The 12,367-nt window shown below is 33.6% G+C and carries 12 protein-coding genes; 9 read left to right on the forward strand and 3 right to left on the reverse strand.

Annotation, left to right across the window (positions count from 1 at the left end; translation table 11 throughout):
• The first annotated feature begins 98 nt into the window (after positions 1-98).
• The 6 genes from HNP99_RS16155 to HNP99_RS16180 all read left to right on the forward strand — a co-directional run bounded on the left by HNP99_RS16155 (position 99) and on the right by HNP99_RS16180 (position 5,709).
• A complete protein-coding gene (locus tag HNP99_RS16155) occupies positions 99-1,022 on the forward strand; it encodes an ABC transporter ATP-binding protein (protein WP_173854486.1) in 924 nt (307 codons plus the stop codon).
• 63 nt (positions 1,023-1,085) lie between these two features.
• Positions 1,086-2,408 (forward strand): ABC transporter permease, encoded by a 1,323-nt coding sequence (locus HNP99_RS16160; RefSeq protein WP_173854487.1) that lies wholly within the window; start codon positions 1,086-1,088, stop codon positions 2,406-2,408.
• 268 nt (positions 2,409-2,676) lie between these two features.
• Positions 2,677-3,840 (forward strand): sigma-54-dependent transcriptional regulator, encoded by a 1,164-nt coding sequence (locus tag HNP99_RS16165; protein ID WP_173854488.1) that lies wholly within the window; start codon positions 2,677-2,679, stop codon positions 3,838-3,840.
• 56 nt (positions 3,841-3,896) lie between these two features.
• Positions 3,897-4,559 carry a DEAD/DEAH box helicase gene (locus HNP99_RS16170; RefSeq protein WP_173854489.1) on the forward strand — a complete coding sequence of 221 codons (663 nt, stop codon included), beginning with the start codon at positions 3,897-3,899 and terminating at the stop codon, positions 4,557-4,559.
• A 58-nt stretch (positions 4,560-4,617) separates the two neighbouring features.
• A complete protein-coding gene (locus HNP99_RS16175) occupies positions 4,618-4,836 on the forward strand; it encodes a DUF2007 domain-containing protein (RefSeq protein ID WP_173854490.1) in 219 nt (72 codons plus the stop codon).
• A 75-nt stretch (positions 4,837-4,911) separates the two neighbouring features.
• Positions 4,912-5,709 carry a Cof-type HAD-IIB family hydrolase gene (locus HNP99_RS16180; protein ID WP_173854491.1) on the forward strand — a complete coding sequence of 266 codons (798 nt, stop codon included), beginning with the start codon at positions 4,912-4,914 and terminating at the stop codon, positions 5,707-5,709.
• An 8-nt stretch (positions 5,710-5,717) separates the two neighbouring features.
• Here the strand turns inward: HNP99_RS16180 and HNP99_RS16185 are convergent, their stop codons facing one another.
• Positions 5,718-6,239: a hypothetical protein gene (locus HNP99_RS16185; protein ID WP_173854492.1), complete on the reverse strand. Its 522-nt coding sequence runs from the start codon at positions 6,237-6,239 to the stop codon at positions 5,718-5,720.
• A gap of 182 nt (positions 6,240-6,421) precedes the next feature.
• Positions 6,422-8,026: an ABC transporter substrate-binding protein gene (locus HNP99_RS16190; RefSeq protein WP_173854493.1), complete on the reverse strand. Its 1,605-nt coding sequence runs from the start codon at positions 8,024-8,026 to the stop codon at positions 6,422-6,424.
• A gap of 87 nt (positions 8,027-8,113) precedes the next feature.
• Here HNP99_RS16190 and mtaB point away from each other — a divergent pair, with 87 nt between their 5' ends.
• Both mtaB and HNP99_RS16200 read left to right on the forward strand, forming a co-directional pair.
• A complete protein-coding gene (mtaB, locus tag HNP99_RS16195) occupies positions 8,114-9,442 on the forward strand; it encodes a tRNA (N(6)-L-threonylcarbamoyladenosine(37)-C(2))-methylthiotransferase MtaB (protein WP_173854494.1) in 1,329 nt (442 codons plus the stop codon).
• 285 nt (positions 9,443-9,727) lie between these two features.
• The gene (locus HNP99_RS16200; RefSeq protein ID WP_173854495.1) at positions 9,728-10,165 is read left to right on the forward strand and encodes a cell envelope integrity TolA family protein; all 438 of its coding nucleotides are present in this window, start codon (positions 9,728-9,730) and stop codon (positions 10,163-10,165) included.
• A 132-nt stretch (positions 10,166-10,297) separates the two neighbouring features.
• Here HNP99_RS16200 and HNP99_RS16205 read toward each other — a convergent pair whose 3' ends face one another.
• Entirely contained in the window at positions 10,298-11,014 is a 717-nt protein-coding gene (locus tag HNP99_RS16205; protein ID WP_173854496.1) for a 3-ketoacyl-ACP reductase, read from the reverse strand.
• Positions 11,015-11,319: 305 nt separating this feature from the next.
• Between HNP99_RS16205 and HNP99_RS16210 the strand changes: the two genes are divergently transcribed.
• A complete protein-coding gene (locus HNP99_RS16210; RefSeq protein WP_173854497.1) occupies positions 11,320-12,213 on the forward strand; it encodes a L,D-transpeptidase in 894 nt (297 codons plus the stop codon).
• Positions 12,214-12,367 lie beyond the last annotated feature (154 nt).

Consider the following 12,367-nt stretch of genomic DNA (forward strand, 5'->3'; position numbering starts at 1 on the left):
TTTATGGAGAATCATAAAGATTTCGCTACTAATTATTTACTTTTACACAGCCGCGGGATTTGTTTAATCTCACTGCGGAAATAAATTTAAAATTCAGTATGAGTAACTTACTTGAAGTTAATAAAGTGGTTAAGCAATACGGTGATTACGTAGCGCTTAACGAAGTCTCCTTGACTGTTCCTAAAGGAAGTATTTACGGTCTTTTAGGCCCTAACGGAGCTGGAAAAACGTCCCTAATTAGAATCATAAATCAAATTACTTTGCCTGATAGTGGCGAAATAATTCTTGATGGTGAAAAACTACAGCCCAAACACGTACAATATATAGGGTATCTTCCTGAAGAAAGAGGGTTGTATACCAGTATGAAAGTAGGGGAGCAATGTTTGTATTTGGCTCAAATGAAAGGATTGTCTAAAGCCGAAGCAACAAAGCAGCTACACTATTGGTTTGACCGATTGGGAATTCAAGGATGGTGGAATAAAAAAATTCAAGAACTTTCTAAAGGAATGGCACAAAAGATTCAGTTTGTAGTTTGTGTTTTGCACAAGCCTAAATTGCTAATTTTTGATGAACCTTTCTCTGGTTTTGATCCCGTTAATGCAAATATTATAAAAGATGAAATTCTGGCATTAAGAGAGGAAGGAGCTACGATTATATTCTCTACACATCGTATGGAGAGTGTCGAGGAATTGTGTGACCATATTGCTTTAATTCATAAGTCAAACAAACTGATTGAAGGAAAACTAGATGCCGTAAAAAGAGATTATAGAACAAATAGTTTTGAAGTAGGAATCCTATCAAGTAATGTAGAGCAATTAATGTATGCGCTTACGCAAAAGTTTACTGTTGCTCCTGCAAATTTTAAATCGTTAAATAACGAGTTAAAACTAGAAGTGCAATTAGGAAACGGAATGCCTAATGAGTTATTGAATATTTTGACTCAGCAAGGACAAGTCACTCATTTTGTTGAAAAAATCCCTACAGTAAACGATATTTTTATTCAAGCAGTAAGCGAGAAATAAGCAGTATTATAAATTTCATAATCCATATTCAGTTTGGGTTTTCATATTTGATAATTTAAAATTATGAGCATCATATCATTAATCATAAAAAGAGAGTTTGTTGCAAAAGTGCGCAATAAATCCTTTATTGTAATGACTTTTTTAAGTCCGCTATTATTTGTCGCTATTGCTGCATTTATAGGATATTTAGGTTCTATGAAAGCCGATACAAAACGTATTGCAATTCACGATGAATCGGGATTATTTGTAAAGGAATTTACCAATAAAAATAAAATCGATAAAAGTTATAAGTACCTTGATCTCACTTCGGTTCCTATCAGTGCGCTCAAAGATAGTATTACAAACGAAAGCTTTGAAGGTTTACTAGTCATACCTAAAACAACTTCGATTACAGATTTAGAATCTAAAATTCAATTTGTTTCAAACAGCAGTCCTAGTATTGTGTTCATTGAAAAAGTACAGAATACGGTTGCTAATAAGCTGACTAATATCAATCTTCAAAAAGCAAGTTTGGATACCCTTGCTATTCAAAAAGCACAATCAAAGGTAAGTATCAGTCTTACTAAAGCTTCTGGAGAAGCTAGTTTAAAAGGGCTTAACGAAATTAAAATCGCCATAGGTGGTGGTTTTGGTTATCTTATTATGATGTTTATCATTATCTATGGTAACATGGTAATGCGAAGCGTAATCGAAGAAAAAACGAACCGTATTATCGAAATCATTATTTCCTCGGTTAAGCCATTTCAATTAATGATTGGTAAAATCATTGGAACATCATTAGCTGGGATTTTGCAATTTTTCATTTGGGCAATAATTGGGTTGTCATTAATGTTTGCGGCTTCTATATTTTTTGGAGTCAACGTAGGGCCAACTGCAAAAGTGCCACCCGAAATGCTAAACGAAGCGCAACAACAATTTACAAGTACTGCGCAAATGTATATTATGGAATTGTGGAATCTACCTATCGCAACAATCTTAATTAGTTTTGTCGTTTATTTTATAGGCGGATACTTTTTATACAGCTCATTTTATGCTGCTATTGGCGCTGCGGTAGATAATCAAACCGACTCTCAGCAATTTTTATTACCTATTATAATGCCATTAATGTTAAGTGTTTATGTTGGGTTTTTTAGTGTAATCAATGATCCGCACGGCACAGTAGCGGTTGTGTTTTCAATGATTCCGCTTACTTCTCCCATCGTGATGCTCATGCGTATTCCATTTGGCGTACCTTTGTGGGAAATTGCAATATCAGTAACACTATTATTCGCAACTTTCTTTGGTGTTGTTTGGTTCGCAGCAAAAATATACCGAGTAGGAATATTAATGTACGGAAAAAAACCAAGTTGGAAAGAGCTATACCGTTGGTTGAAATACACGGGATAAAAAGCCGTAGTATTAAGCGCTATTATTATTGATATAAAGCTGAAAATAAAAAGGTTTTGGAGCGAATGGCTTGGTTTTTGTCAGTATACACAGTACCTGCTGTCCCCTTTATCTTTCCATCCCGTCCCGAGTTATCGGGAGCGGGATTACAAGGATACCGGCTCCATCAGGGCTAGATCGCAAGCAATAGGTTTGTTAATTGTGTATTTAGATAAAAATTTAGGAAGCAACAATCAAGCAAAGAATAACCGAATAATATATATAAAACATGCCAAAAATACTAATCATAGAAGACGAAGCAGCGATACGTAGAGTATTAACAAAAATTCTATCAGAAGAAAATGATACCTACGAAGTAGAAGATGCAGAAGATGGTGTTATAGGTTTTGAAAAAATAAAAAACAACGATTACGATCTAGTACTTTGTGATATCAAAATGCCAAAAATGGATGGTGTTGAATTACTAGAAGAAGTAAAGAAAATAAAACCCGAAATTCCAATGGTAATGATCTCAGGTCATGGCGATATGGAAACGGCAATAAATACCATGCGAATGGGAGCTTTTGATTATATCTCAAAACCACCAGATTTAAACCGATTGTTAAATACGGTACGAAACGCATTAGACAAAAAACAACTCGTAGTTGAGAATAAGATTTTAAAGAAAAAAGTCAGCAAAAACTACGAAATGGTAGGGGAGAGTGAAGCAATCAATTTGATCAAAGTGATGATTGATAAAGTAGCTGAAACCGAAGCTAGAGTTTTAATTACAGGTCCTAACGGAACCGGAAAAGAACTAGTTGCGCACCAATTACATGAAAAAAGTGAGCGCGCCGCTTTTCCTTTGATCGAGGTGAATTGTGCTGCGATTCCTAGCGAATTAATAGAAAGTGAATTGTTTGGCCACGTAAAAGGGGCGTTTACTTCTGCCGTGAAAGATCGCGCTGGTAAGTTTGAAGCTGCTGACAAAGGAACTATTTTCTTAGATGAAATTGGTGATATGAGTCTTTCGGCTCAAGCCAAAGTGTTGCGTGCTTTGCAGGAGAGTATGATAACAAGAGTAGGAGCAGACAAAGACATCAAAGTAGACGTACGTGTGGTAGCTGCAACCAATAAAGATTTAAAAGTTGAAATTACCGAAGGACGTTTCCGTGAGGATTTATATCATAGGCTTGCTGTAATATTGATAAAAGTACCGTCTTTAAATGAAAGACGTGATGATATCCCATTGCTTATTACGCATTTCACTAATAAAATTGCTTCAGAGCAAGGTACAGCAGTTAAGAAGTTTTCTAAAGATGCCATTAAGTTATTGCAAGAATACGATTGGACAGGAAATATTAGAGAATTGCGCAATGTTGTAGAACGCTTGATTATCCTTGGCGGAAGCGAAATATCAGAGAATGACGTAAAGCTTTTTGCATCAAAATAAAATAGAAATAAATTAATGATTTAAAATTCCGATTTTAAATCTTTCAATCATAGATAATGAAATTAAAAAAATTAAACGAAGGCTTAAAAGAATCTTTAATCAATAACGGTTTAACCGAAGCTAATATCTTGCAACAAGAAACATTTTCGACTATAAAAAGTGGTGCTGATTGTTTGATATTATCCCCTGCGGGAAGCGGAAGAACAACTACAATTGTAATTAATGTTATTCAGCAATTAGTAAAAGAGGGAGAGCAATCACCGCGTGCACTAATTGTAGTTCAAGACAAAGACAAAGTGCTTGAAATGCTGGCTATGTTTGAAAAATATGGCAAACATACTGATTTAACAGTGTTTGGTGTTCATGAAAAAGGTGACATGGAATATGATAAAAATTTTATTTCAGGAGGTATTGATGTGCTTGTAGGAACGCCAAGTAAATTGAGTGAGATGTTTACCACAGCGGGTTATAATGTCAACCGTCTAAAAATGTTTATCGTTGATGATGCTGATCCTATTTTAAAATTACGTCATGAAACTAGAATAATGCGTATTTCTAATAGTATCGTAAAAACGCAACGCATCATCTTTGCATCAGAACTTACCGATCGTATAGAATCTCTAGCAGATAAAATGCTTGATGAACCTTTTGAATTCGACTTTGATGGTGTTGAAGAAGAGGATGAGGATGAAGAAGAAGAAAGTCAAGAAAAAGAATAGATTCAGTTATTAGATTTTAAAGAAAAAGAATAAGTAATAAACGATAAATAAAAATGCTATGGGATTAATGAAAGTGTTTTCAGGAAGTGAAATTTTGGCTTTAGCCTTAAAAGAAAAAATTGAAGCTGTAAATGTAGATGTCTTGATGAAAGACAATATTCAATCGGGTCGATTGGCTGGTTTTGGTACTTCGGGTTCAGCAGTTGAATTATTTGTTCAAGAGACTGATTTTTCAAAAGTGAATCCTATTATTGAGGAGTTCAGATTAAATATCTAATATAAAAATTAGTATCGTAAAAAACCCTGACCGCATACTAGGCGTATCAGGGTTTTTTACTTTAAAAAATAAAAGATGAAATATAAAATGTTAGTTTTAGATATGGATGATACGCTGTTAACAGATGATCATACTATTTCTAATGAGAATAAAGAGATGTTGGCTTTAGCCAAAGAAAAAGGAGTGTACATTATTTTAGCATCGGGACGTCCAACACCAGCGATGGTTAATTATGCTAGAGAATTAGGTTTGGATAATTCGTATATGATATCTTATAATGGCGCCGTTATTACGGATTTAAAAGAGGATAAAGTGATCTTTGAACAAATGCTAACCAAAGAGCAAATACACGAATTATATGATTACAGTGTAAAAAGCAAAACGGATATTATTACTTATTTGGACGGAAAAGTAGTAAGTGAAACCGACTCAAAATATATTGATATAGAATTAAATATAACTGGTTTGGAACACAATAAAGTGACTAGCTTTAAGGAAACAGTGCAAACTGCTGCGGTAAAATGTATTTTGTTAGAAGAGCCAAGCTATTTAGTAGAAGTTGAAAAAGACTTAAAAAGGGCTATGCCACATTTAAGTGTAAGTATGTCAAAGCCTTTTTTTCTAGAAGTTGCGCAACACGGAATCGATAAAGCGGCAAGTATTAAAATAATAGCTCAGAAGCTTGGTATCCTTCAAAGCGAAATTATAGCTGTAGGAAATGCAGGAAATGACTTGACAATGATTGAATATGCCGGTTTGGGTGTTTGGGTGGCTAACGTGACACCGGAGTTAAAAGATAAGGCAGATGTGATTGTTGCCTCAAATAATGACCACGGTGTTGCTGAAGTAATAAAGCGTTTTATATTAAATTAAAACTGGTATTATTTTTTTGTAACTGATAGGAAATATTTGTTTCCATCACCCATTGATAATTTTACTCTCTCATCACATAAGTCAATTGAGAAATTAGCACTTTCGTAACATGAACAAGTAGTTTTTGAGTCTTTTGCCATTTCAGTTTCGCATTTACCAATTTTGTAATTTGTAAGTTGTGGACTGTAAAAACGAACTAAATCAGTAGATGCTGTAACTAATGAAATGATGCTAGCGGAGTTGTCATTAGCAATTTTATATACTATACGATCAGTATAGTTAATGTCACTAACTTTAGTTTTACGGATATAAGTGAAAGAAGTAGTTGCTCCTGCAGCAATCTTTTCTTCAAATTTAAAACCTAAGTTTCTTATCTCTAAATCAAATTTGGGTTGAGAGTTGTATGCTGCCCAGGTAGTAAGTGTACTTAAAGTAGGAAACGGGTTTGATTCCGTGATATTATTGTTTTGTGCTACTGTTAGTGTAATGCAAGAAAAAATTAAAAGTATTGATGCGTAAAAATTTTTCATAACTATTTTTATTATAATGTTGTGGTATTTATAGGATTTTATAGATAAAATGCTTTATAAGTTCCAAAATTAAGTCTTTTTTTTAAGAGTAAACGTTAGAAAAGACAATATGTTATTATTTCAAGCAATAATTTTAGGTGCGTTTTATGAAAATTACATTTTTTTACTTTTTGTATTAGTTTTTAAATTTTCTTTACGTTTTTCAAACTTAATAAATTTAAAGGATTCATACCAAGTCCTGTAATGTTTTTGCGAGTAAAACGGGCCACTTTGTCATAAAATAAAGGAATCACTGGTGCTTCACTGATTATGATGGCATCCATTTTTTGATATAATAAATAACGTTTTTCATTGTTAGTTTCTTTAAAGGCTAATTCATAAAGGCGATCAAATTCGGTGTTTTTAAAATGGGTGTAATTTGGACCTTCTGGTGAGAAGTTTTTACTATAAAAGAGAGAAAGGTAATTCTCCGCGTCAGGATAATCAGCAATCCAGCTCGCTCTAAAGAAAGTTACTTTTCCAGTAGCTATTGCTTGGCGCAAAGTAGATGGCGGACTAATGTCTACCTGAACATCTAAACCAATCTTTTGCCATTCGCGTTGTAAAAACTCTCCAATGTCAACATAGGAAGCATTTGTACTCAATTGGATTACGGGCTTTTTATCACCAGTTGCTTTTTTGTATTCAAGAATGAGCTGCTTTGCTTTTTCGATGTCATATTTATAGCCCTTTGCATTATTAAAACTAGGCAGTCCCATAGGGATCATTCCGTTCACAGCGGGTGTTCCCATGTTGTTACGCAAATAGGTAATCATTTTTGGACGGTCAAAACCATAATTCATTGCTTGACGAATGCGTTTATCGAGTACTGCTTTATTGGTGCCATCCATTCTAAATCCTAAATACTCTGTGTTGAGGTAAGGTCCTGTAATTAAATTGACATCGTTTTTATACTTAGGTTGCAATTCTCCTACTTGAGTCAAAATCTCATCTTTATAAGAAGGATCTAATCCAGAAGTGAAATCGAGTTTTCCTTGGATAAACTGTAAAAACCCACTTTGTTTATCAGGCAAGAAAGTAATAGCTACGGCTTCTAAGTAGGGTAAATGATTTCCTTTTGCATCTTTCTCAAAGTACAAAGGGTTTTTTCGCAATACTAATTTTACGTTTTCCTCCCATAATTTAAACTGAAAAGGTCCTGTTCCTATTGGGTGTGCACGAAAATCACTGCCGTAAAAAGCAACTACTTCTTTAGGAACTACTGAGGCATATTTCATCGTCATTAATCCTAAAAATGCAGGGAAAGGTTTCATTAGTTTTATCTGGAATACACTATCATTTTGTGATTTGATACTGGCTACATTTTGCAATACCCAGCCACCTGGCGAAGCAATTTTTTCATCTAATAAACGGTTTAGGCTATATTCAAAGTCAGATGCTTTTACAGTTCTTGTACTATCTTTCCCAAAAAGAATGTGTTTTTGAAAATAAATATCATTGCGTAAAGTAAAAGTATAGGTCATTGCATCAGGACTAATTATCCATGATTTAGCAATGTCAGGTTTAATATTTAAGCGGTCATCAAGTTGGACAAGTCCGTTATAAATATGGTTACAAGCCCATATATTAGATTGTACTTTAGAGAAAGCAGGGTCGAGAGAAGTGATGTTTGAACTCTCATTATATCTAAAAACCAGATTATCATTAATTTGCTCGCGTTCTTTTCCGCAAGAAATAAATAATAAGGCAATACAAAATACAGATAGATAGCTGGTTATTGATTTCATTTTAAGGAATATTGTACGTAAATTTGCAAACTCTTTTTACAAAGATGTAAATATAATAAGTTACTACTTAAAACGTAGTTTATCCCTATGGAAAACAGAAAAAAAGTTGCCTTTTATACACTTGGATGCAAACTGAATTTTTCAGAAACATCTACTATTGCTCGAAATTTTCAAGATGAAGGTTTCGACCGTGTTGATTTTGAAGAAGTTGCTGATATGTATGTCATTAATACTTGTTCAGTAACCGAAAATGCTGATAAGCAGTTCAAACAAGTGGTTAAAAAAGCCATGAAATTAAATAATCAAGCCTTTGTTGCTGCCGTAGGTTGCTACGCCCAGTTAAAACCTGAAGAGTTAGCCGCAGTTGATGGTGTTGACTTGGTACTTGGTGCTACCGAGAAATTCAAAATTACCGATTATATCAATGATTTGAGTAAAAATGATATGGGTGAAGTTCATTCATGCGAAATTGCAGATGCCGATTTCTACGTAGGCAGTTATTCTATTGGTGATCGTACCCGTGCTTTTTTGAAAGTGCAAGACGGTTGTGATTATAAATGTACCTACTGTACGATACCATTAGCTAGAGGGATTTCTAGAAGTGACGAACTTGAAAATGTATTGAAAAATGCATCCGATATTTCTAAACAAGATATTAAGGAAATCGTGCTTACGGGTGTTAATATTGGTGATTATGGAAAAGGGGAATTCGGAAATAAAAAACACGAACACACTTTTCTTGAATTAGTACAAGCATTAGATAAAGTAGAAGGGATCGAACGATTACGTATTTCGTCTATTGAGCCTAACTTATTGAAGAATGAAACAATAGAGTTTGTATCTAAAAGTAGAACGTTTGTTCCGCACTTTCATATTCCGTTGCAATCTGGAAGCAATGATATATTAAAATTAATGAAACGTCGTTACCAGCGTGAAGTATATACGGAACGGGTGAATAAAATTAGAGAAGTAATGCCTCATGCTTGTATTGGTGTGGATGTTATTGTTGGTTTTCCTGGTGAAACCGATGAGCATTTCTTAGAAACTTACCATTTTATAAACGATATGGATATTTCCTACCTACACGTTTTTACTTATTCAGAAAGAGACAATACGGAAGCCGCAAATATGAGTGGAGTTGTTCCTGCAAATGTTCGTGCTAAGCGTAGTAAAATGATGCGTAGTCTATCTGTTAAAAAACGACGTGCTTTTTATGAAAGCCAGTTGGGAACAAATAGAACCGTTTTATTCGAAAGCGAAAATAAAGAAGGCTATATTCACGGATTTACAGAAAATTATGTAAAAGTAAAAACACCGTGGAATCCTGAATTAGTCAATACCTTACACCCTATCAATTTAACGAAAATTGATGATGACGGAAGCGTTAGAATGGAATTTATAGCGGTAGAAGCATAACATTTATTACGAAAAAATAAAAATCATTAAGTAATTAAGATAATTAAAGTAAAATTTAATACGCTTAATTATTTAATGGTTTTTTTTATATTATTTGGTTTTTAAAATGAGTTTTGATTACTAAATCACAGCTGTTTCTTTTAAAATTTTGCCTCGTTAATTTAACTTTTTATATGAAGATTATTGACTACCTTTCTTATAATTATGAGGGCTTTCATTACGCTGAAATAAACAATCAATGGCAGTTACTTTTTGATACAGAACGAAACAATAAAATTTAAAATCATGAAAAAATCATTATCAATATTTTTAGGAATATTAGTTTTTTCCTTAGTATGCAATACACGAGTTATGGCTCAAGAAAGTTCTAAACAAGAACAAAGTCAGGAACTAAAGATGGAAAAAGAAAATAAAGCAGCTGAGAAATCTAAAGAAATAGCGCTTAAGAAAGAATTAAAAGAAAATAAAAGAAGTAAGGCTAAAGCTGATAAAGAAGCAAGGGCAACTTTAAAAGCAGAAAAAGAAGCAACTAGATCAGCAGCTAAGTCAGAAAAAGCAGCCAAGTCAGCTGCTAAAGCACAAAAATCTGCTGAGAGAGCGCAAAAACAAGCAGACAGAAGAACTTCAAAAGCCAATAAAGCAGCCAAGTCAGCTGAGAAAGCTAGAAAAAAAGTAGAGAAAGAAGCAGCTAGAGCGAAAGAGGAAATGGTTAAAGAAAATTAACGATCACCTCTAAATTAGAGTAAAAATTATAAAGTAGGCTACTTTCATAACTACAAATAGGAATAACACTAAATAAAAAAGGGACTGTTCTAGTTTTAAGCTAAAACGGTCCCTTTTTTTAGGTGTAATTTATTATGGATTTGTAGACCAGATACCAGCATCTTTGATAAATACACGTCTGTTTAATTTTAATTGGGCTACAATTAATTCAGCAATATCCTCGGGTTGCATTACGTTTTCAGGATTACCATCCGTTAATTTTAAGTCTTTTGCCATTTCGGTAGCAACAGTACTTGGTGTTAAAGCAGTAACACGTATGTTATCTTTTCTAACCTCTTGCATCAATGATTCAGTTAATCCAAGAACAGCAAATTTAGAAGCACTATAGGCACTTGTTAAAGCATTTCCTCTTTGTCCTGCAGTAGATGAAATGTTGATGATATCACCAGTTTTTCTTTCGATCATGTTAGGCAATACCGCACGAGTTGTGTAGTAAGTTCCCATTAAGTTGACTTTAATAATGCGTTCCCATTCTGTAGGTTCTAATTCTAAGAACTTTCCAAAAGCAGCAATTCCGGCATTATTAATTAAAATATCGATAGTTCCAAATTCCCCAAGCGCTTTTGCAACAGCTTGATTAATAGAGTTCATGTCAGATACGTCAGCAGTAACGGCTAATGCTTTTACGCGTAATGAACGCACCTTTGTAGCAACAGTTTCAATTTCATCTGCTGTTCTAGCAACTAAAATTACGTTTACTCCTTCTTTTGCTAAAGCTAAAGCAATGGCTTTTCCAATTCCTTTTCCAGCGCCAGTAATTAAGGCATTTTTATTTTTTAAGTCGTTCATGTTGTTTCTGATTTTTCAATTGTGAATAGCAAAGTTAACGCATTAGATTTTTTTAACAGACATTCAAAAGTGAAAAAAATGATAAATAAGTCAATTTCTATTTTTACTTTTTATCGAAAAAAAAATAGCTGTGTAAGAGTTAGAATTCAGTTCTAAAATTTGGTTTACAGATTAAACAAAATCGTTTTACTTTTTATTATCGAAAGAAATTATCGAAACCTTGAAATTAGACAACTTTTAAGTGAAATTATGTAAAGAAAAATGCAGTCTAAATGTAGAATTTTACGACATAGAAAAACACACTTATGAAAAAATCAATCCTACTATTGAATATGGTTTTAGTTCTTTTTATTACATCATGTAAAAATAGCGAAGCTGAAGCCAATAAAGCAACAACTGCACCATCTGATACAATTGCTGATGAGGTAAAAGCACCAGAGCGTGTAGCGCCCAAAAGTATTTCTTACCAAATGGTGAAAACAAAAGACTGGTTGAAAGAAAAACAATCAGATGGTTTGCAACTCCGTGCTGCCTATGCACTGAATAGAACAGATGCCAAAAATCTAAAAACATTAGATTCTATTGTTGTTACTAATGATGCTACTGGCGATTTGGAATTTTATTTACCATTTCCGTTAGAAGTTACTACTTTGAAAGAAGTAAAAAAAATAATTTTTTTCTCATATCCTACACAAACATTTGCAACCTATGAAAACGGTTATTTAATGCATACGGGACCAACTAATATGGGTAGAAAAAAAGATCAAACTCCTACAGGTTTATTTTTTACAAACTGGAAAGCCGAAGAAACTACCAGTACATTTAATGACGAGTGGGATTTAAAATGGAATTTTAATATCGAAAATAAATTAGGTGTTGGTTTTCACGAATACAGTTTGCCGGGATATCCTGCTTCGCACTCGTGTTTACGTTTGCAAGAAAGTGATGCTAAATATTTATATGAGTTTGCTGATCAATGGGAGCTGGCTGATAAAGAAACGGTAAAGGTAAAAGGAACGCCAGTAGTTGTTTTTGGAGCCTATGATTTTGATGGTCCTAAACCTTGGTTGAAAGTAGTTAAAGATCCTAAAGCATTAGTAATCTCTGAAGCTGATCTAGATAAAGTAGTTACCCCATTTAAGGCTAGTATTTTAAAAGAACAAAAAAACAGAGCAACTTTTGAAAGCGAAAAAAAATAGTTTGAAAGCAAAAAACTCCTTTTGAAAAAAAGGAGTTTTTTATGTTTATACCTATCTAATTTATAGTATATCTCAATTGTCAGTTGGAGCGGTGTCGAGAACTATTATTGTATCTCGATACAACAAAAAATACTTGCAAGGAGTTAAACTGAAT

Origin of the sequence: Flavobacterium gelidicaeli (assembly GCF_013294005.1) — a bacterium.
GTDB lineage: Bacteria > Bacteroidota > Bacteroidia > Flavobacteriales > Flavobacteriaceae > Flavobacterium.